This is a genomic window from Colwellia sp. BRX9-1 (assembly GCF_014077195.1).
GTDB lineage: Bacteria > Pseudomonadota > Gammaproteobacteria > Enterobacterales > Alteromonadaceae > Colwellia_A.
In genome coordinates this window covers 466,447-487,836 of the sequence record NZ_JACGVM010000001.1, presented here as the reverse complement: position 1 = coordinate 487,836, position 21,390 = coordinate 466,447, and the positions used below count along the sequence as shown (strand labels likewise).

The 21,390-nt window shown below is 38.1% G+C and carries 21 protein-coding genes and 1 tRNA gene; 5 read left to right on the top strand and 17 right to left on the bottom strand.

The window, feature by feature from the left end; all coding sequences use genetic code 11:
• Positions 1 to 6: 6 nt before the first annotated feature.
• The 7 genes from flgF to H4J76_RS02225 form a co-directional block, all read right to left on the bottom strand.
• Complete coding sequence (gene flgF / locus H4J76_RS02255; RefSeq protein WP_182230017.1) at positions 7 to 750, bottom strand: flagellar basal-body rod protein FlgF; 744 nt, start codon at positions 748 to 750, stop codon at positions 7 to 9.
• A gap of 331 nt (positions 751 to 1,081) precedes the next feature.
• Complete coding sequence (gene flgE / locus H4J76_RS02250; protein WP_182221081.1) at positions 1,082 to 2,497, bottom strand: flagellar hook protein FlgE; 1,416 nt, start codon at positions 2,495 to 2,497, stop codon at positions 1,082 to 1,084.
• 112 nt (positions 2,498 to 2,609) lie between these two features.
• Positions 2,610 to 3,296 (bottom strand): flagellar hook assembly protein FlgD, encoded by a 687-nt coding sequence (locus H4J76_RS02245; protein WP_182213492.1) that lies wholly within the window; start codon positions 3,294 to 3,296, stop codon positions 2,610 to 2,612.
• Between the two features lie 21 nt (positions 3,297 to 3,317).
• Positions 3,318 to 3,737 (bottom strand): flagellar basal body rod protein FlgC, encoded by a 420-nt coding sequence (gene flgC, locus H4J76_RS02240; protein WP_070374653.1) that lies wholly within the window; start codon positions 3,735 to 3,737, stop codon positions 3,318 to 3,320.
• 2 nt (positions 3,738 to 3,739) lie between these two features.
• Complete coding sequence (flgB, locus tag H4J76_RS02235; RefSeq protein WP_070374654.1) at positions 3,740 to 4,141, bottom strand: flagellar basal body rod protein FlgB; 402 nt, start codon at positions 4,139 to 4,141, stop codon at positions 3,740 to 3,742.
• 70 nt (positions 4,142 to 4,211) lie between these two features.
• Positions 4,212 to 5,045 carry a protein-glutamate O-methyltransferase CheR gene (locus H4J76_RS02230; RefSeq protein WP_182213490.1) on the bottom strand — a complete coding sequence of 278 codons (834 nt, stop codon included), beginning with the start codon at positions 5,043 to 5,045 and terminating at the stop codon, positions 4,212 to 4,214.
• A 65-nt stretch (positions 5,046 to 5,110) separates the two neighbouring features.
• Complete coding sequence (locus H4J76_RS02225; protein WP_182213488.1) at positions 5,111 to 6,058, bottom strand: chemotaxis protein; 948 nt, start codon at positions 6,056 to 6,058, stop codon at positions 5,111 to 5,113.
• Positions 6,059 to 6,241: 183 nt separating this feature from the next.
• On the opposite strand from H4J76_RS02225, the gene flgA reads away from it, so the two are divergent.
• The 3 genes from flgA to flgN all read left to right on the top strand — a co-directional run bounded on the left by flgA (position 6,242) and on the right by flgN (position 7,789).
• The gene (gene flgA, locus H4J76_RS02220; protein ID WP_182213486.1) at positions 6,242 to 6,934 is read left to right on the top strand and encodes a flagellar basal body P-ring formation chaperone FlgA; all 693 of its coding nucleotides are present in this window, start codon (positions 6,242 to 6,244) and stop codon (positions 6,932 to 6,934) included.
• Positions 6,935 to 7,008: 74 nt separating this feature from the next.
• A complete protein-coding gene (flgM, locus tag H4J76_RS02215; RefSeq protein ID WP_070374658.1) occupies positions 7,009 to 7,323 on the top strand; it encodes a flagellar biosynthesis anti-sigma factor FlgM in 315 nt (104 codons plus the stop codon).
• A 37-nt stretch (positions 7,324 to 7,360) separates the two neighbouring features.
• Positions 7,361 to 7,789 carry a flagellar export chaperone FlgN gene (gene flgN / locus H4J76_RS02210; protein WP_182213485.1) on the top strand — a complete coding sequence of 143 codons (429 nt, stop codon included), beginning with the start codon at positions 7,361 to 7,363 and terminating at the stop codon, positions 7,787 to 7,789.
• 180 nt (positions 7,790 to 7,969) lie between these two features.
• Here the strand turns inward: flgN and H4J76_RS02205 are convergent, their stop codons facing one another.
• The 3 genes from H4J76_RS02205 to yaaA all read right to left on the bottom strand — a co-directional run bounded on the left by H4J76_RS02205 (position 7,970) and on the right by yaaA (position 11,167).
• On the bottom strand, positions 7,970 to 9,766 hold the full coding sequence (locus H4J76_RS02205; protein WP_182230016.1) for a TIGR03545 family protein: 1,797 nt from the start codon (positions 9,764 to 9,766) through the stop codon (positions 7,970 to 7,972).
• A complete protein-coding gene (locus tag H4J76_RS02200; RefSeq protein ID WP_070374661.1) occupies positions 9,766 to 10,284 on the bottom strand; it encodes a TIGR03546 family protein in 519 nt (172 codons plus the stop codon). Before H4J76_RS02200 ends, H4J76_RS02205 begins: the two co-directional genes overlap by 1 nt.
• 106 nt (positions 10,285 to 10,390) lie before the next feature.
• Positions 10,391 to 11,167, bottom strand: coding sequence for a peroxide stress protein YaaA (gene yaaA, locus H4J76_RS02195; protein WP_182176181.1), 777 nt, complete (start codon positions 11,165 to 11,167; stop codon positions 10,391 to 10,393).
• 248 nt (positions 11,168 to 11,415) lie between these two features.
• Here yaaA and tal point away from each other — a divergent pair, with 248 nt between their 5' ends.
• Both tal and H4J76_RS02185 read left to right on the top strand, forming a co-directional pair.
• Positions 11,416 to 12,369, top strand: coding sequence for a transaldolase (tal, locus tag H4J76_RS02190; RefSeq protein ID WP_182221083.1), 954 nt, complete (start codon positions 11,416 to 11,418; stop codon positions 12,367 to 12,369).
• Between the two features lie 148 nt (positions 12,370 to 12,517).
• Positions 12,518 to 12,691 carry a DUF3545 family protein gene (locus H4J76_RS02185; RefSeq protein WP_083277925.1) on the top strand — a complete coding sequence of 58 codons (174 nt, stop codon included), beginning with the start codon at positions 12,518 to 12,520 and terminating at the stop codon, positions 12,689 to 12,691.
• A 71-nt stretch (positions 12,692 to 12,762) separates the two neighbouring features.
• Here the strand turns inward: H4J76_RS02185 and H4J76_RS02180 are convergent, their stop codons facing one another.
• The 7 genes from H4J76_RS02180 to H4J76_RS02150 form a co-directional block, all read right to left on the bottom strand.
• The gene (locus tag H4J76_RS02180) at positions 12,763 to 15,879 is read right to left on the bottom strand and encodes an efflux RND transporter permease subunit (protein ID WP_182213478.1); all 3,117 of its coding nucleotides are present in this window, start codon (positions 15,877 to 15,879) and stop codon (positions 12,763 to 12,765) included.
• A complete protein-coding gene (locus H4J76_RS02175) occupies positions 15,876 to 17,168 on the bottom strand; it encodes an efflux RND transporter periplasmic adaptor subunit (protein WP_182230015.1) in 1,293 nt (430 codons plus the stop codon). The genes H4J76_RS02180 and H4J76_RS02175 overlap by 4 nt, the downstream gene beginning before the upstream one ends.
• 2 nt (positions 17,169 to 17,170) lie before the next feature.
• Positions 17,171 to 18,595, bottom strand: coding sequence for a TolC family protein (locus tag H4J76_RS02170; RefSeq protein ID WP_182230014.1), 1,425 nt, complete (start codon positions 18,593 to 18,595; stop codon positions 17,171 to 17,173).
• 196 nt (positions 18,596 to 18,791) lie between these two features.
• Positions 18,792 to 19,046, bottom strand: a complete 255-nt coding sequence (locus tag H4J76_RS02165) for a cytochrome C oxidase subunit IV family protein (RefSeq protein ID WP_182213473.1) — start codon at positions 19,044 to 19,046, stop codon at positions 18,792 to 18,794.
• Between the two features lie 9 nt (positions 19,047 to 19,055).
• Positions 19,056 to 19,679, bottom strand: a complete 624-nt coding sequence (locus H4J76_RS02160) for a cytochrome c oxidase subunit 3 family protein (protein ID WP_259377109.1) — start codon at positions 19,677 to 19,679, stop codon at positions 19,056 to 19,058.
• Positions 19,680 to 19,854: 175 nt separating this feature from the next.
• Positions 19,855 to 19,930: transfer RNA gene (locus H4J76_RS02155), tRNA-Phe, on the bottom strand.
• A 185-nt stretch (positions 19,931 to 20,115) separates the two neighbouring features.
• A complete protein-coding gene (locus H4J76_RS02150) occupies positions 20,116 to 21,381 on the bottom strand; it encodes an inorganic phosphate transporter (RefSeq protein ID WP_182230013.1) in 1,266 nt (421 codons plus the stop codon).
• Positions 21,382 to 21,390 lie beyond the last annotated feature (9 nt).

The following is a 21,390-nucleotide window of genomic DNA, read 5'->3' as shown; positions in this document are numbered from 1 at the left end:
TTTAAATTAGAAAGCACGTAATAAAGATGCTGAACTTGCATCAACTTCTTCCGCTGTTTTCATGAGTTTTAATTGCATTTCAAACTGACGTTGCAAAGAAATCATCGCGGTCATCTCCCCAATAGGGTTTACGTTGCTTGCTTCAAGCATGCCATTTTCGACTTTGACATTGACGTCAGCATTCTCATTTAGTCCATCTTTTCGACGAAACAAGCCATCAGCACCTTTTGCTAACTCTTGCACCCTCGGGTTAACCATTTTTAGACGACCCACTTCTTCTTGAAGAGAACTCGGTGCTCCTTCAGGCTGAACCATGATGGTGCCATCTTTACTGATATGAATATTATTGACTGGTAGAGGTATAAATATCGGGCCAGTATCTCCTAAGACAAGCTCACCTTTAGAGGTTTCTAAAGCACCTTCTTCGTTGAGTCTAAATTGGCCATCACGTGTATAACCTTCAGTACCATTTTCAGCTTGAACAGCAAACCAACCCGGCCCTTGAATGGCAAGATCTAAATCTCGAGAAGTTTGCATCAAAGAACCACTGTCAAAGTTTTGGCTGGCATTTTCTGTCATGGCAAACACACGAGAAGGCAAGCCTTCGCCAAAAGCTTGCATTGAACGCGCCTGTGCTAAATCGGCTTTAAAACCCGTAGTCTTAGCGTTAGCAAGGTTGTTAGCATTAATGGCAAGCGAATGCATATTTTGTTTCGCACCGCTCATTGCGATATAAAGCATTTTGTCCATAACAGATCTCTAAAATTGTATCTTACAATGAGAAATGCAATAACAGTGCCAGAAGAAATAGAACAGGAAAAGGAAGATGAAAAAATAATCGTTTTATCGTCAACGAAAAGGAACCGACTGAGGTTTTGAAAGAAAGGTGGTTTGATAAAGACCATCCGCTGCTCGGGCATTGACACATAAAGAAGTATTAATGCGATGAAGACATGGATGCATAAGAATAGCTATGTTTCGCTCTACATCTATACCGTTCATCCTGAACAGAAAAAGAGATAAAACATTTTACGTTTTATCTCTTTTATTTATTATAGACTAGATTATTTTAAAGATTTATTTATCGAATCTGTAGAATAGTTTGGTTTAGCTGGTTATCAACTTCTAGTGCACGAGAGTTAGCCTGAAAATTTCGTTGTGCTGAAATTAAGTCGATTAATTCTGTGGTTAAGTTAACGTTTGATTGCTCTAATGCCGATGAATTAATAGTACCAAAAGTACCTGAACCCGCCTCACCAGCCAATGCTTCACCGGAACTAATACTTTCTTTCCATGAAGTATTACCAATTTGCGTTAAGCCCTGTTCATTGGCAAAGTTTACTAAAGCAATGCGTGATAATGGTTCTGAGGTACCATTACTGTAAGTCGCTCGAATTAAACCATCACTACCAATATCTATACCGGTTAATCGACCAACCGCTAAGCCATCTTGCTCAAGCGAAGTCACTTCAAAGTTTGAAGCAAACTGCGTAGGTTCATTTGGATTAGGGCCAAGAGGGTCTAGATTAAAATTAATTTTCACGGTTTGAGTTGGATCAGCACCATTGGCTAATATTGTCGCTCCAAGTGCCACGGTAATAGCACCACCGTCACCTGGCATAGGTAATTGTGCAACAAAATCACCTGAAGAATCAAAGTACATACGCATGCCAGTAACACCGCCACTTGCTGATAACGGACCTGAACTACCGCCACCTTGTGGATTTGTTATTGGCGTTCCTGGAGCTGCCGTTGGATCTGGATCTGTCTGTCCACCTGGATCAGCTAAATCTACCGGTATGCCATCAACGCCAGCAAACATCATCCACTCGTTAGCATCAGACGAAGGATTATCTTTAATAAAGTAATAAGTCATTATATGACTATCACCTAATGAATCAAAAATAGTCACTGAAGTTGAATGGTTAAAAGTCAAAGGATCATCGGGATCAAAGTTACCTGGCGCACTACTAATGAAAGAATCACCCGCAGGTAAGTTCATTCGTACATCTACTTCACTGGTTTTTTGAGGAGCACCAGAGGCCGTAGGAATACGAATAGGCTCTGCCGTACTTAAACTTACCGACGCAGAGGTGCCGTCAGGGTTAACGGGGAAACCTAATAAATGCTCACCCGCAGAGTTAACAACAAAGTTACTGTCGTTTAATTTAAACTGACCTGCTCGGGTATATGACGTTTCTAAGGAGTCAAGTTCAGGTACTGTTGCATAAAAACCATTACCCGTAACGGCTAAATCTAAGGCGTTATTAGTAAACTGAATACTACCTTGCTGAAACTGCTGAGCGACATCTGCCGTCAAAACACCGTCACCCACTTTTGTTTTACCAGAAGCAAGTAATGATGCTGCATACACATCAACAAATTCCGCACGCGACTCTTTAAAGCCGGTGGTATTAACGTTAGCGATGTTATTTGATGTAACATCCAAATCTTTTTGAGCAGCGTTTAATCCGCTCAACGCTATATTAAATGACATAATTGCACCTCATATAAAAAACTGTTTATCTTAATTATTTCTAATTTTCGAGTATTCACTCTTCATTGAAATAACAGTGGCTTAAATTTATTTAGTTCGAAGAACTATTAATTTAACCTTCTGATACTTCCACCACATCTGCTAGTGCCATGGAACTGCCACCATTAAGATTTAATAAAATATTTCCACCTGCACCGGCTAACGTCACACTATCAACTTTACGATAGGTCATCGCTTGTAATTCTGATGCTTCACCTTCCACTAATCCTGCAATTCTAAAACGATAAGCACCTTGTGGAGCGGGCTCGCCATTTGTCATCTTGCCGTCCCAATTAAAGGTAAACTCACCTGCAGCCACACTGCCAACAGGAACTGTTTGAATAAGTTCTCCAGCGGTGTTTTCAACATAAATATTCACATTACTTGCCGCTTTATCAGTGATCATTTTGCCTTTAACGGCTTCACCTTCAGCCATACCAAAAACATTATCATCAACTAGAACGCTACGACCCACTAACGAGGAGGCTTGTAATGCTTGACTCGATGACATGGATGCAGCAAATGATGTAAACTGTTCATTTAGCGTTGCCACACCGTCAGTCGTTGAAAACGCGGTCATTTGCGAAATCATTTCATTATTTTCAACGGGCTTAGTCGGATCTTGATGAGAAAGCTCTTTGGTCAGTAACGCAAAGAAATCTTCTTGCGTTAACATACCATTGCCATTATCCGTCGTTGTAACATCTTCCTTTTGCCAGCGCATGCCATCTAAAGGTTTACTTCCGCTTACTGTTTCCATATTTTATCCCACCTTTAATTGTTACTTGCCAAGCTGTAAGGTTTTATTCAGCATATTTTTTGCTGATTCAGCCAATTGAACATTTGTTTGATATGAGCGTGATGCTGAAATCATATTGGTCATTTCTTCAATCACGTTTACATTGGGTTTATAAATGAAACCATCTTTATCTGCCATTGGGTGTCCCGGAGAGTGCTGAATGTTTAAAGGCTGATCGCTTTCCACAATGCCTAAAACTTTGACACCTACGCCTGAGTCATCTTGTCCTGCGGCAGCTTTTTGCATCTCTGCGGCAAAAACCGGATGCCGTGCTCGATAGGTTGCATCAACACTACTGCTAACACTATCAGCATTAGCAATGTTACTTGCGGTGGTATTTAAGCGAACAGATTGAGCGCTCATACCCGTGCCAGATATAGTAAATACGTTAAATAGGCTCATAATTATTGCCCTGCTCCGGTGATGGCTTTTTTCAAGCCTTTAATCCTGCCAGTAAGAAATTGAATGCTGGCTTGATACTGCATTGAGTTTTCTAGATACAAGTTTCGTTCCACTTGTGCATCTACGGTATTACCATCGCCAGTATCTGGTTGATCTGGTGTTCTAAATTGCACCCCATTATTGGTTGCAATGCGAACATCAAAATGCTTTTCGTGGGTTCGTGACATACCTGATTGTTGCTTTTGAGAGGCTTGCGCTAAGGCAGACTTAAAGTCCATGCCCTTGGCTTTATAGCCAGGTGTATCTGCATTAGCAATATTACTAGCAATAACTTCTGCACGTTTAGAACGAACAGCAAGTGTTTGTGGGTGAATGCCAAGTGCTTTTTCAAAAGTGATAGCCATAGTGTTACCTCCAAATCAATGAAGATAACTATACAATTTCTATGCCAACGGGGAGTTTAGTGGGGGGATATTAAGTCTTTTTTTGATAAATGATACCAGGATTACAGCGAACCATATCAAAGTTTTGGTTTAAACCCGTTAAGGATTCCGAGGCGCCAAGAAAGAGATAGCCGTTAGGATTTAGCACGCCTTCAATTTGAGATATTATTTGCTTTTTAATTTCTGGTGCGAAGTAAATCAATACGTTACGGCAAAATACAATATCAAACTTACCCATTAAACTATAACTATTTAGGAGATTTAGTTGCCTAAAGCTAACCATTTTCTTAACCGAGTCTTTGACTTTTGACATACCTTTATCGCCATTTTCAAAAAACATTCTTTTGCGTTCGGCTGATAAACCTCGTGACAAAGCTAAATTGTCATAATGGCCATACTTACAATGCTCAAGCATAGTATTGGAGATATCAGTGCCAATAATTTGAACACCTCCCGAAAACGCAGCAGGATTACTTTGCTTAAATTCTTGAACTGCCATCGCAATAGAATAAGGTTCTTGACCTGAAGAACTTGCCGCTGACCAAATTTTTAAAGGCGTTCTTTGATTTTTAAACTCAGGAAGTAAGCGTTTTTTCAATAGTTCAAAGGGGTACTCATCGCGAAACCACAAGGTTTCGTTGGTCGTCATGGCGTCGATAACTGCGGCGCGTAACTGCCTTTCAATTGGACTGAGAGTACGAGTGACTAAATCACCTAATGTGGTAACATCAAATTTAGCCATTAAAGGGGCTAAACGGCTTTTTACTAGGTATTGTTTATTTTCACCTAAGACGATGCCACATTGTTTCTCTAGGAAGACTCTAAACTGATGATAACTGCTATCATCAAGCTGTCGGATTGACACTTCGATATTCCGCCTTAAATTATTATTATCATTTATTAACGATAGAATACGCTAAAAATAATGGGTTAATTAGCATTATTTGCTAGTTCATCTTTCTTTAACCATTTTTTTACTGCTGTGGCTAACTCATCAGGATGAAACTTTGGAATAAAATCTTCTGCACCAACTTTAGCAACCATGGCATTATTAAAAACACCACTTAGCGAAGTATGTAAAATAACCGGCATGGCTTTCAATCGATCATTATTTTTAATCTCAGCGGTTAAGGTGTAACCGTCCATTTCAGGCATTTCTATATCAGAGATAAGTAAAGCCACTTTTTCGGTAATTGATGTATGACACTCGGCTTCTATAGCAAGTAATTGATCTAAAGCGTCTTGGCCATTTTTAGCTAACAACATTGTTAAGCCTAATGGCTCTAGAGCTCTTCTCACCTGATTTCGAGCTACGGTTGAATCATCCGCGATCATAATTACCCGTTCGCCAAGACTAACTCCGACACTCGCATCAACAACACCTTCACTGAGTTCTGTTGAAATAGGACTAATTTCATTTAAAATTTTCTCTACATCTAAAATAGAGACCATTTTTTTGTCTATTTCTGTAACCGCCGTTAAATAGCTTGATTTGCCAGCACCTTCTGGAGGGGGCATGATATCTTTCCAGCTTAACGTGACGATTCTCTCAACACCGCCAACTAAAAAGCCCTGCACACTGCGATTATATTCTGCAATAATGACAAAGGAATTTTCATCTGGCACTATTTCTGGGCCACCTGTCGATTTGCTCAAATCGATCACTGAAATGGTTTGGCCACGAATATGGGCAACACCTTTAATAAAAGGGTCTTGTCCTGGCAGTAAGGTTAAGCGCGGACAAGGCATAACTTCACGTACTTTAAAAACATTAATACCAAAACGTTGTGGTCCGATTAAACGAAAAAGTAATAATTCAAGCCTATTCTGTCCAACCAACTGAGTGCGTTGATTTACTGAGTCTAAAATTCCTGCCATACAAACCTCATTTTACTTAATTCACAAAAAGGCACACTTCTTGATTGTGCTTACAGATACATATTGAACGTTCAATTTTTTGACGTTTAGTGCGTATTCGTCTGTTTTTAATTATTGTTAAACTATACATAAATTAAGCATAGACGAGTATTTTAATTTCCCTAGCAAATAGTTGACAAATTTATGAGCATATTCAAGATATTTATCATTCTTTCGCTAATCTCAGCGCTTTTTTCAAATCTAGCCTTTGCCCAAACGATGGACAGACAGCAACTTCAAGATTTTGTTACCCAATTTATAAAAAATAACACGCCATTGCCAAAGCAAGGAAAGATAAACGTTTCAGTCTCTACTTTAGATCCCAGAATTATTATTCAACCTTGTTTAACACCTTTAATCGCAAATATACCTGAAAATCATAATGGTAGAAACGTAAATGTTAAAATAAATTGCGACGACCCATCGTCTTGGTATCTTTATATTCCTGCAAAAATTCAAGTGGTCATACCGGTAGTTGTTGCAAAAAGTATCATTAGTAAGGGCAGTAGAGTTGATAGTTCAAATGTCACCATTGAATATCGCGATAAATATAGAATTCGTGGTGAGAGCTTAGATGATACCAGAATCGTTATTGGTACCCGAGCTAAAAGAAAGTTGAGGGCGGGTGTGATTCTAACTAAAAAAAATATTTGTTTTGTTTGCAAAGGCAGCCATGTCACGCTTATTGCGCAATCGAATACCTTGACAATAAAAACCTCCGGCATAGCCCTTGAAGACGGCGGGCTTGGCGAGCAAATAGCGGTTGAAAATGAAGGCAGTGGTAGAACGGTAACAGGGCGAGTATCGGCTATCAACGAAGTGATAATTAATTTATAATAATGGTTAAGTTATTAGGCTGCTTGCCGATAACAAGATAGTGAATATCAACCCGTTATCTATAGGATAGTATTATGGCTATAAATATCAATAACTTGTCAAACAACAGTCAGGTAAAGCAAAAGCTTGATCAACAAGTACAAGTCAAACAGCAAGCCACACAAAATGCAGCAAGTAGTGAACAAGGAAGATCTGTAGGTAAAGATTCAGTCTCTTTAACACCACAAGCTCAACAGTTAAATGAGTTACAAAAGAAAGCGAATGACGCACCAGCCGTTGATCAGAAAAAAATCGATCAACTCAAAAAAGCCATTGCAAATGGTGAGTATAAAGTTGATCCTGAAAAGCTTGCTGCCAGTATAGCAAATTTCGAATTTAAACTAGGCTAACAGTTTACTGTTAACCTAATCACAGGAGTTACACCTGATGACAGCGTTAGCAGCAGAGCAATTAATTGCTCAACAGTTACATAACCTACAGCAGCTTGAAGAGCTGCTCAGCGTTGAAAAAGAAGTCTTACAAAAACAAAGCCCACAAGCATTAACTGCCGTGACCGAGCAAAAAGAGGCTTTGCTAAAAGCCATACAGCAACTTGATGAACAAAACGCTCAAAATATTATTTTGAAAAACGAAGTTAAATCAGGTATTCATCAGCAAGAGATTGCTGAAATTGAAGCTATTTTACTGCGTTGTAAAGACAAAAATCAGGTTAACGGTCAAATCATACAGCAATCTTCACTTGCCGCTGAACGCATGAAAAACTCCTTGCTTGAGAATCATAACCGCTCATCAATGACCTACAATAGTAAGGGCAAGAAAAGTGGTGGCCTTAGCAGTTTAGGCATTAAAGCTTAGTAAAAACAACACGCTAATTAACAACAAAAAGCCTCAACTTAATAATAAGCTGAGGCTTTTTTTACAGAAAAAACTAAAACGACTTTATTAAACGAGTTTAGCTTGGCCGCTCAGCTCCCCTTTGGCAGCTACGATAGCTGAGCGTAAACTTGTCATTAATGATGAGTAAGCTAAGCAAGCCTAACCAAATAGTTTCCCTAGTTTTTCTTTTGCTTTATCTTTGAGCTTATCTTTTTGTTTATCTTCAAACTCTTTCTTTTTCGCTGCGACGATATCAGAGTTAATCAGATCATCTAATGCTTTATCGCTATCTCCAATCAGTGCTTCAACATCCATTAGAGACTCGGCTTCCTTATTACTTCCCCCTAAAGCTTGAGTAAGCTTAGTGTTTAACCCTGCTTTAATGTCAGATTTGAAGCTTGTTAATTTAGTTGATACCTGCTGCACCATTGAATCTTTTAATTGGTTATCAAGTGGTGATGAGATAGATAACGTCGGAGCCGTTATTTTACCTTTTGCAGCTATGGTTAACGCCAACGATTTAAGAGACTGAACTGTGTCAATAAAGAGTGTACTTAACTTTGAAGTACCAGCACCACTATATTGAGTATTAGCCAGGTTAAGTTTATTTTCACTGTCAATTTGGTCATCAATGAATGAAAAAGCCCCCTTACCTGATAATAAGCCACTGTTAAGATCTAAAGTAAAAGCACTTGATTTTTGTAGTGAAACATCTTTTAAGTTAACGTCGGCAAGTTGCCACTGCCCCTTACCTGTTAAAACATCTTGCTTATCTAGTGAGAAAGCTAACCCTAAGGTTAATTTCCCCGAGCCCTGTACATTGTCACTTTTAACGTTAATAACACTGTTATTACCTCGTACCCAGTGCTGATGTGTCAATTCTTTGCCGCTAATTGCAAATTCACCTTGTGGCAATATTAAAGAAAAATTTGCTTGTTCGATAAGTACATCGGGTAAAGGTGTTTCATCATTAAACTGCACATAACGACCTTGATCGCTTGCTACTGGTGCTTCTTTGTCGACTTTTGAAGATTTAATTAGCGGTGCTATATTTCGATAAACAGTATCAGCATAACCAAAGTATTCTCTTGCTTGCTCACCAAACAACAAGTGAGCAAAATCAGCACCATCGACACTGTCAAGTTGGTACTTGCTCTCAATGTTTTTCCAATCGGCGCTTGGCGCATCTTTTAAAGCTTTAGTTTGTTCGCTTAATAATGTTTTTGAAGCGCTAACTTGCTGCTTTGCTTTGTTCATGACCACTTGATCAGCTTCGAACTTCGTTTTTAGCGCAGTAAAATCTTTATTAAGCTTTTCAAGATCGGCTAAACTTTCTATCTTAATATTAGCGAGTTGCTCTACTTGCTTTTTATAGTCTGCTAACGCGTCTTTAGTCGGAAGTGTTTCATAAGCAGCTTGCAGCTTTTTCTTTTCGATTTGATAACTTTGCTCTAAAGCTTTGCCACGCTTGACCGTTAGCAAATCACTATTATTGAGTAAATCTTCAGCTTTAGGTAGGCTAACATCAAGTTTAGGTAACATTGAATCACCTACACCGTCACTGCCATTTTCAGTATCATCACCAAGCCTATAGACTTCACCTACAGACTGCCTAGGCTGATCGATTCTTAACTCAGCAACGTTTAACTCGCTAATATATAACTTACCAAATAAATATTGCCAAACATCGACACCGGCTGAGGCTTGTGAAAAACTCACCAAATTATGGCTAGGTTTTTCAGGATCGGTTGCTTGGAAACCTTCAATACTCAGTGTTAAGGGTAAATAGTTAATTTCAACTTCACTAACATTAACCTCAGCACCTAGATACCATTCGCCTGATTTTTCTATACCTTTCTTAACTAAAGCGTCTGCAAATAAATAAATAAAAGCGATCATTAATCCCATGACCACAAAAAAACCGACTAGCCCTTTCCAACGAATAAAACGACTCATTACAACTCTCCTTGGCCAGAAACGTGGCTATAAATACGGTAGAACTTTGATGCTTTTAATGCCTTAACAATACGGAACTTCTCAAAGAAGGCTTTAATATGTAGTCGATACTTTTCAATTAAAAAATTACTTAGATAATATAACGGCACCGCTAATAAACAGCCAAGTACCAAAGCACCCAACGTATAAGTATGGTGAAGATGGCCTAGTTTAAATAACGAAGACTGATATAAAGCATCAAATAAAGGGTGTAATGACTTTGCTGTTAGTAATGACTCACCAACAGTGACGATCAATGATGACAACAAATAACTTAACCCTTTAAAGAATCCCCAAGCGACTATAAAACCGCCGATATTGACTCTTAAAAATAAAACCACGAATATAAAAGCAATATTATGCAAGGTAAGCAGTGGCGATAGTCCAACGATAAAACCTAACGCTATGGCCAATGATATTTGCCGAGTAGAGCTTTCTGAGTTCAGTGCATTGAACAGTTTAGCGAGTAATGTAAGCATTCCTTTTCCTTTTTTGTGTTCTCTTGCTATGTATTTACCACTTAAAGCTTAGTGGGTTAAGTATAACTAAGTAAATAAACTAAAGCAGGCTTATGCATTAGCGCTACTATTGCGTTTCTTTACGGGTATAAACAAAATCATTACCTTGACTCATTTCTTCACTATATTGATAGCCAGCAACATCAAAGGATTTAAGTTGTTCAACCTCTGTTAAGCGATGTTCAATGATATAACGTGCCATTAAACCTCGTGCTTTTTTGGCAAAGAAACTGATCATTTTAAATTGACCATTTTTCCAATCTTTAAATGCTGGAGTAATTATTTCACCTTGAAGCTTTTTTTTATTTACTGATTTAAAATATTCATTAGAGGCTAGGTTAATTAACACTTTATCACCCTGCTGGGCCAATGCTTCATTGACATGGTCAGTAATAATGTCTCCCCAAAACTGATACAAGTTGCTGCCACGATCATTCGCTAACCTTGAACCCATTTCTAAGCGGTAGGCTTGCATTAAATCAAGAGGTTTGAGTAAACCGTATAATCCTGACAAAATTCTCATGTGTTTTTGTGCGAAATCAAAATCATCTTCATTAAATGTTTTGGCGTCTAATCCGGTATAAACATCACCATTAAACGCTAATACCGCTGGGCGAGCATTATCAACAGTAAAAGGCATTGACCATTCACCAAATCGAGCAGCGTTTAACCCAGCAAGTTTATCACTAATGCCCATTAAGGTTGATATCTCTGCAGGTGTTAATTTTTGGCAATGGTCAATTAAATCTTTACTGTGCGCTAAAAGCTCAGGTTGAGAAAATTTATTAGTGGGTAATGGTGACTCAAAGTCTAAGTTTTTAGCTGGAGAAACAACAAGTAGCATAACGGTCCCGTTTAATACAATATCAAAATATATAACCCATATAATACAATAAATCCGCTAAACATGAAGATAAATGATAAGCCAATTACCGTCATAGTTAAAAAAATGTCGAACATACTTGCTATATATTGAAAATTTGTTACAAATATAGTCATATTAGGCATTACATCAAAGGTTTATCACTTTTTCAGCCATTTATGTTGTAATAATTCTCCAATTTTAAGTTTTTCGTAAAAAAGGTAAAGGACATGACTAACCAGCTTTCTCAATTAAAAAAAATGACTACTGTAGTTGCTGACACCGGCGATATTGAAGCAATCGCAAATTTTCAACCACAAGATGCAACCACAAACCCATCGCTATTATTAAAAGCAGCATCACTTGAAGGTTATCAACATTTACTTACCGAAGCGGTAACATGGGCAAAAGCACAGTCATCAAATACAGAACAACAAGTTATTGATGCCGCTGATAAACTATCAGTATTAATTGGCTTAGAAATTTTAAAAACTGTACCAGGTCGTATTTCAACAGAAGTAGATTCACGTTTATCTTTTGATACTCAAGCTTCAATTGCCAAAGCACATAAGCTTATGGCGATGTATAAAGAAGCAGGTATTAATAACGATCGTATCCTTATTAAACTGGCATCAACTTGGGAAGGTATTAAAGCGGCAGAGCAACTAGAAAAGGTTGGTATTAACTGTAACCTAACTTTATTGTTTAGTTTTGCTCAAGCACAAGCTTGTGCCGAGTCAGGGGTTTACTTAATCTCGCCTTTTGTTGGCCGGATCTTAGATTGGTACAAAAAGGATAGCGGCAAAAGTGAATACGCAGCGGATGAAGACCCTGGTGTGATCTCGGTAACTAGCATTTATAACTATTACAAAGGTAAAGGTTATAAAACGGTTGTGATGGGAGCAAGTTTTAGAAACATAGATGAGATACGTCAACTTGCCGGATGTGATCGTTTAACGATAAGTCCAAACCTATTAGACGAACTATCAAAGTGTAATGACCCGCTTGAGCAAAAATTATTTAGTGAGCAACCCAAATTAGCCGCTCAAGAAAAATTATCAGAAAGTAGCTATCGTTGGGCAATGAATGAAGATGCTATGGCCACAGAAAAACTTGCTGAAGGGATCAGAAATTTTACCCTTGACCAGATAAAATTAGAAAAACAGCTTGCTGAGTTACTTTAATAGCTATTTTTCATACGGTTAGTTTAAAATAAAGCCTAAAAAGAGTTACTTTATCACCAAGTATTATCGGAGTTTATTGCTTTAATTATTTGCTTATCATCTTGAATGTGTTATTAAAAAGGTGCTGTTAAATAAAAAGGAGTGTTCTATGGATAAACTTGAACAAGTAATGGGCTCGTTTGGTAAAAGACCTAAGTCCTCAGAAAGCACTAATAAGAAAAGAAAATGGCGTGAAATAGAACTTATAAAAGAAAGATTCCAATTAGAAAAAGAGCTAAAAGCATATGAAGACTCGTTAGAATTTATGCTGGAAGATTTCTAGTTTTATTTCAAATGAAAAAACCCAGTTTTTAACTGGGTTTTTTATTGCTTGAAATACCATAAATGTAAAAGCTAAACTTGCTCTAGAACATACCCCGTAGGCTTAACACCAAAAAACGCCTTTATCTGTTCAACAAGCAAGTAGTTAACCGGCACTAAAATCAAGGTAATAAATGTCGCGAACAATATACCAAAACCAAGAGAAACAGCCATTGGAATAAGGAATTGTGCTTGAGTTGATTGCTCAAAAAGTAACGGCATTAAACCAATAAAGGTGGTTAAGCTAGTTAACATCACAGGACGAAAACGTGAAGCGCCCGCGGTAAGTACTGCTTCCATAAGCTTAATACCTTCGGCTCGTTTTTTATTGATAAAATCAACTAATACCAAGGAGTCATTCACCACCACACCAATTAATGCCAGCATGCCCAATAAGCTCATAATCGTTAATTCCATGCCCATGATCCAGTGACCTATAACGGCACCTATCATACCAAAAGGAATAACGCTCATTACAATAATAGGTTGTAGATAAGACTTAAATGGAATGGCCAGCAAAGCATAAATAATAAAGAAAACAAAAACTAATGCCCAAGCTAACGATCCAAATGATTCACGTTGCTCTTTAGCTTCACCTTCGAGCGAATGACTGACACCAGGATATTGTAAAAGAAGCTCATCCAAGTAAGTTTTTAAATCGGCCTGTAATATTGTCATATTGGTGTTTTCTTTATCGACATCAGCGCTGACATTTGCCGTTCTATAACGATCGATTCTAGAGATGGTTGATGGACTTTTCCCTGGAATTAAGCGAGCAACATGCGCCAAAGGCACTGAACCACCATTGGGAGTTCCAATAAGAATATTTTCTAAATCAGCAGTCGTGCGACGCTCACTCAAAGGTAAACGAACCATTACCCGGACATCGTCTCTACCCCTTTGAATACGCTGAACTTGTGAGCCAAAGAACGAGCGGCGTACTTCATTAGATATACTTACTCTGGTTAACCCTAGCGCTTTGCCTTGCTCAGTTAATTCGATTTGTAGCTCTTCTTTTCCGTCAGACAAACTATCTTCTATGTCAAAAACAGTGGGGTAAGTGGCTAAGCGTATCTTTACCTTATCGGTAATTTCTTTAAGCGAGTCCAAAGAGCTTGCTTTTAGCTGTACTTGAATAGGGTCTGATGACCGACCTATTTCGGCTCTAAAGGTCATACTTTCAGCGCCAGGAATTGGCCCAATAAGCTCCCGCCATTCTCGAACTAACTGTGTTGAACCAATTGATAAGCTTCTAGACTCTGGCGGCGTTATTTCAAAACGAACACTGCCTTGATTGGTTGTGCCACCTCTGCCACCCGTTGTCGCCAAAATATTAATAATGATACTTTCATTCGTCGCCTCATCAATATATTTCTCACGTAACTCTTCCGCTTTCTCTGTCATTTTTAAGATATGTTTATTCGTTACCTCAAATGGTGAGCCTGCTGGTAAGGTTAATGAAGCTCTTACCGTCTCACTGGGTATTCTTGGAAAGAAGATAAATTTAGTCCAGCCACTCATGACCAAGGTAATGATAATTAAGAAAACACCAACAAAACCAAAAAATGTCGCTGTTTTAAAATTAATGGCTTTTTTTAATAAAGGCTGATAATAACGTAAAATTGTGTTTTCAAAGCCATCCGCAAAGCGTTGTTGTAATTGGCTAAATTTAGATGTTTTTGTTTTTTGACTACGGAGTTTTAAATGCTTTAAATGTGACGGTAAAACAAACTTTGACTCGATTAGAGAAAACAATAAAACAGGAATAACAATAACCGGAATTTGTGCGAACAATGCCCCTCGCGCACCTTCAATAAATGCCAGAGGTAAAAAAGCGGCAATAGTGGTTAATACACCAAAAGTAACTGGTGTAGCCACTTCTTCAGTACCTCTTATGGCTGCCTCTTCCCCTGACTTAGCTGTTTTTAAATGGGTATAAATATTTTCTCCGGTGACAATGGCGTCATCCACGACAATACCGAGTACTAAAATAAAGCCAAATAGGCTCATAACATTAAGGGTAATGCCAAAAAAAGGCATTGCTATAAAAGCCCCCATAAATGAAATAGGAATGCCAATAAAAACCCAGAAGGCGATCGACGGGCGTAAAAATAAGCTCAGTAGTGCTAAGACTAAAATACCACCTTGCAACGCACTTGTTGTTAACGTTGCAATACGATTTTTTACAATTTGAGAGTCGTCATCCCAATAACTTAACTCAACACCTACCGGCACATTTCCTTGTTGTTCATCAATATAGTTTTTTACTGCATCGGCAACGTCAATGGCACTTTGTGGACCAATACGATAGATGTCGATAAAGGCGGCTTGCTTACCGTTAAAGCGGGTTCTTACCGGTGTTTCTTCAAAAGCATCGGTGATCAACGCAATATCAGACAAACGTAAAATAGAACCATCAGTGTGAGTCTTTATCGCGATGTCAGAAAACTCATTTTTACGATAAGCTTGCCCCTTTGACAATAATAAAACATCCCCTCCTTCGGTTCTTAGATTGCCCGCAGAAACATCGGTACTAGAATTATTTATCGCGGCTGACACTTGGGAGATAGTTAAGTTATATTGTTGTAATTTATCTTGAGGTATTTCAATAGAAACTTCGTAGTTACGAACACCACTAAGCTCTGCCTGAGTAATTTCAGATATTTTTAACAACTCATCGCGTACTTTCTCTGCATACTCGCGCGTTTCTTTTTCACCATAAATACTGGCGACACTAACCGAGATAACTTCTCTTTTTCGAGTCGCTAACGACACTACAGGTTTTTCAGCATCTGATGGAAAAGTATTGATAGAGTCGACACGACTTTTAATATCAGCCAAAACTTCTCGTGCATCGTAGCCACTTTCAACTTCGATATTAACCGCTGAAGAGCCTTCAGATGAACGACTAGCAATTTGCTTAATACCTTCTAGGTCTTGTATCGCCTCTTCTATGCGAATAGAAATACTTTTTTCAACATCTTCTGGCGTAGCACCACGTAACGAGACATTCACATTGATACGATCAGAGGCAAATGAGGGGAAAACCTCAACAGGTATCCGTACAGATAGACTAAATAAACCTAAAATTAAAATAGTAATTAATAACAGATTCGCTGCTACGTGATTTCTAGCAAACCAGGCGATCATTGTGCTTCACCCTTTGATCTTTTAGTGCCTTTTAGTTTTGCCTTATTCTGACGAGCTTCTGGGTTATTTTTTCTTGCTTTACTCGGAATATTTCCTTCAATGGCTACGGGGGTTCCAGAGCTCACTTGTCCTAAAGAAGTTAGCACAAGTTCATCACCGGCAACGAGCCCTGACTCAACAATTGACTCTTTACCATTTTGCCACCCTAGCAAAACCTCTTTACGAATTAACAAGCCATTTTCGACTGTGTAAACATAGCTTCCCTGATAAATAACATTGCTGGGAATAACCAAAACATTGCTTAGTTCTTTTCCTGTTATCTGGGCAGTAACATATTGACCTATTTTTATCGGTGATCCCAAAGAGGTTGTTGCATCATAGGGGCGATTAATTTGTGCTACAACATAGAGCTGCTGCGACTGTTCATCGATAGCACTTTCGGTGCGAATTATTTTTCCATTCCATGATTGATGGCCAATTAAATCAGAGCTTATTTTTACATCGTCCTTATTACCCTGTTCACCAATATCTCGATATACTTCAGGTAAGTTAATCAAGGAAAGATCTTTATTATTAATCGGTAAGCGAATTTCTACATAATCAACAGCAAAAATGGTGGCAAGTTGACTGTTACTGGTAACAACTTGACCAATATCAACTTGTTTTTTCAAAATGCGTCCCGCATAAGGTGCCACTATTTGGGTGCGTTCTAACGATAGCTTAGCTTTATCTAATTGCGCTTGTGCAGAAAGTACTTTTGCTTTTGCTGACTCAAGTTGCGGCTGACGTAACACTAAAACACCGGCTACTTTACCATTTCCCAACCGCTGCCAGTCAGCTTCTGCTTGTTGAACTCTTGCTTGTTCTTCAAGTAATACTTGGTTGGCAGATAAAAGATTTGCTTGTGATACTTTGACTTCTGACCGGTAATCTCGATCATCAAGTTGTACTAAAACATCACCTTTTTCAAAAAACCCACCGTCACGAAATTGACCACTGACTTGAGTAATTTGGCCAGCAACCTGCGCAAAAAGTATGCTTTGTGTACGAGGTTTTACCGTACCAAAACTTTCCACCATAACTTGATAACGTTGCGGCGCTAATATCTTTGTTGCTACTGTCATCTGGGGCGCTTTTGAGGGTTTAGCCCTTTTCGATTGTGGCGGGTTGCTATAAATCAAAGCGACTAATGATAATGTAACGCCAATAATAACAGCTAGGATGATCAATTTTTTTAGCGTGCTTGGTTTTTGTGTTATTTCTGTATGTAAACTTGGTTGTGAAGACATTATTATTCAGCCTTTGGATTAATAGTTGTGGCAGTTTTCTCAGGCACAGTAAAGTCGCCACCGAGTGCTAAATGTAGTTGTATGCGATTGGCAATCAAGCGATTTTTAAGCTTTATCAAGGTACTTTGTGCATCAAACGATCGTGATTGAGCATCAAGCACCGTAGTATAATTAACCAAACCACTTTGATATTTTTCAAAAGAAAGTGTCGCGGCAACTTTGGCATTTTCTTGTGCAGCTAACATACTTTTATAGCTATTTTTTAAACTTTTTTCTTGGGTCACCGCATTCTCAACCTCAGTAAATGCATTATATAAGTGCTCAAGATATTGCTGTTCGTTTTGTTTCAACGCTAACCGTGCTTGCTCTTCATTAGCAGCCAAACGACCAGCATTAAATAGTGGTGCAGAAATATTTCCAAACAATGACCATGCTAACGATGATCCTGATAGCAAGTCATCTATATCAATGCCGCTGTCTCCTACCGACGCTGTTAAAGTTAGGCTTGGAAAACGTTGTTTGTGTGCATAAGCGAGGCCAGCATCTTTAGCAAGTAATAAATACCAACTAGACTTTAACTGAGGTTTTCTGCTAATAAGCTCCGATGGCAATCCTAAGGGAATATCAGAGGTTAGTAGCGGTAAATCAGCATCAACTAACAATGTTCCTGTGGGATACTCACCAACTAAACGTTCCAACTGTCTAATTAATTGAGTTTTTACTGTTTTTTGTTCCCAAACACGAGTTAATTCATTGTTTAGCTCATTACGTGTTAGGTAAACATCAAGTGCTTCACTTAAGCCACTGTTATAGCCTGATTCAATAATGTCTAAATTTTGTTGGGAGTTTTTTACACGACCTTGATAAAGTGACAGTAGCTTTTCTGCCTCAACAACCGCGAACCACTTAGTGACAACATCAACCACTAATTGCTGTTTACTTTGCTCAAAATTCGACTGTTCAGCCATAAACGTTAAGTTAGCTTGTTGGTCAGCTGAAGATAGTTTCCCCCATAAATCAAGTTCATAAGTTAAATTCAAATTAACTGAACTTGAATTAGTGTACGTATCAGAGTCATTGTATTTATTTCGACCCGAACGCAAAGACAAATCAAGCGATGGCCAAAGTGTACTGCCAGAAATGATCAGTTGTTGCTTTTGAATTTCAACATTATACGCTTGAATTTTTAATTGGTGATTTGATGCTAGTGCTGTTCTCACTAATTGTTGAACTTGAGGACTATCAAGCTGTTCTAGCCAGTTATTTTCAACCTGCAAATTCTGTTCACTTTGTTGCCAAGTCGCAGGTAAGTTAATATTTCTAATATTTTTATCAAGCTCAGATGTACTCGAGCAAGCCAACAACAGGGTTGTTACTAGGACAGTCATAACACTGTGTTTGATCTGTATTCGAAAACGGTTTTCCATAAAAGATGAAACCACTTATAGTATTTTTAATGCTTTAATTGTAATCAGTATTAATCAAAAGCTGTAATGACTTTACAAAAGTTTACTTTCAAAAAATTTATTGCGATGAATAACCTGAATAAAACGGTGAGTGGTATTAGTTTTCAATTTGGATGATTAAACCGATAACTAAGTAAACGTCAATAAGACGCTTAGCTCAGTAAAAAACAGTTAATATGATTAACGAAGGGAATATTACAAAGTAAGTTTTCATCATTAGTCTCAAATACCTATGTGCCCCCTTAAGTTCCATGAAGTGATCAATAACGACAATACCTTTGCACATTATTGTTATTGCAACTAAAACACTAACAACTGTCGTTGACTGAAAGTTTTCACCTAAAAAAGTGTTCAACAAAGTAATTAAAATTAATACCACTAAGTAGTATTCTAATTTTCCAATACCTTTCATATTTCAACGCTACCTTAATACATATAATAATGGAAAAATCAGGATCCACATTAAGTCAATCATATGCCAATACACAGCTAGTGCCTCTAAACCTGTGTGGCTTTTTGCTGAATATGCCCCTTTTCTTAGCCTGAAGATCACCCATAATATGGCACATGAGGCCCAGCCAACATGTAAAAAATGATTAAACGTCATGTAGTAATAGACAGTGAAAAATTCATTGGTGTTAGTGCTATATCCTTGTAAGTCATTCCAATGAAATTCCCAGGTTTTTAAGCATAAATAACTACAGCCACAAAGTAGAGCAAGCCATAAAAACCGTTCGCATTTCACTAAATTATTAATTCGGACACTAGCCATGGCCTTAGCCATAAAGTAACTGCTAGACAACAAAACAATAGTGTTCAATACACCAATAGTTGTATTTAAGCTTTGTGGGCCACGAGAAAATATTTCAGGATAATATAATTTAGCGATAAAATAGGCGACAAAAAAAATACCAAACTCAGTTAACTCAGATAATATTCCCACCCAAATAGGGATATTACCAGGTATTCGCCCTGCTCTTTTTTCACTCCATGAAGCAAAAAAAATGCCTAATGATTCATCCGCTTGTTTTGTACTCATCATCATTAAGTTCTAGAGATATCAAGGGCAATATTTATAACATAATGTCTATTAAGAAAGTTTGATATAAAACGGGAATTTAGTGAAGTGATACTCATTTAATTGAAAATAAATTTTTCTGTTTAAACAAAAAAAAGCCCACAATTGCTTGTGGGCTTTTTCGTCTCAATAAAGAGAAATATGGTGCCTTGACCCGGAATCGAACCAGGGACACGAGGATTTTCAATCCTCTGCTCTACCGACTGAGCTATCAAGGCAGTTTGAAATTCTAAAGAACATCAAAGAGGCGTTATAATATAGGGTAATAGTGGTTCAGGCAAGCATTACCTAATCACTTTTTAATTATATAGTGGTTACCACTGAAAGTTTACAAATTCAGGAGTTTAAATAAAAAAAACCAACATCAATGTTGGTTTTTTAAAAGTAAATTTTCTAAGTGTGCCTAGGTGAAAATTGCCACCATTCCCCAGAAGAAAATGATAGATAAACCTGCACCAACCGGTAAGGTAACAACCCAAGAAACAACAATATTACGCACAACCGTTAAGTTAATTGCAGCAATACCACGAGCCATACCTACACCTAACACAGCGCCTACTAACGTTTGTGTGGTTGAGATAGGTAAACCTGTACCTGAGGCGATAACAACTGTACATGCTGCTGCTAATTCAGCTGCAAAACCACGGCTTGGCGTTAAATGTGTAATGCCATTACCTATGGTTGCAATAACTCTGTGACCAAATAATGCAAGACCAGCAACAATACCAAAACCACCTAGTGGTAAAATCCACCATGCGATAGCTGACTTAGCTGCAATTTGACCGTCATTACCAACAATACTTACTACCGCAGCTAGTGGACCAATCGCATTAGCAACATCGTTTGAACCATGAGCAAATGCCATTGCACAGGCAGTAACGATCATTAATACCGCAAATACTTTTTCTACGTTGGCATAATGTGTTTTCTTCGCAGCACTTTCATCAAATTCTAAACGGTTTATGAATATTTTACCTATAACAGCGACAATAACTGCGGCAATAATCGCATATACATAACCTTCAACAGAGCCGATGTTTAAGCCTAAATGCTTCAAACCTTTCTTGATAGTGACTAAAGCAAGTACGAAGCCCGCTAAAAACATGTAAAAAGGTACCCAACGTTTAGCTTGAATTAATGGGTTATCCGTATCAAAAATTAATTTTTGTGCGCTGTTAAAAATAATAAATGCAATAATACCTGAGATAAGTGGCGTAATTATCCAGCTACCTACTATACCGATAACCTTAGCCCATTCAACAGCATCAACACTAACACCAACGGCAGCAAAACCAACAATGGCGCCAACAATTGAGTGTGTTGTAGATACTGGCCAACCTAAAATAGAAGCAATAAGTAACCAAGTAGCAGCAGCAAATAATGCTGAAATCATACCAAAAACAAGTAATTCCGGACTATCAACAAAGTAAGAAGCATCAATAATACCCTTACGAATAGTTGAAGTAACTTCACCACCCGCTAAATATGCACCAGCAAATTCAAAAATCATCGCGATGATAATAGCTTGTTTAATCGTTAGCGCTTTAGAGCCAACTGATGTACCCATTGCGTTAGCCACATCGTTTGCACCAATGCCCCACGCCATAAAGAAACCAACAACGCCGGCAATAATGACCAACATAGGGCCATGTGTTAATAATATATCCATGAATAAGCC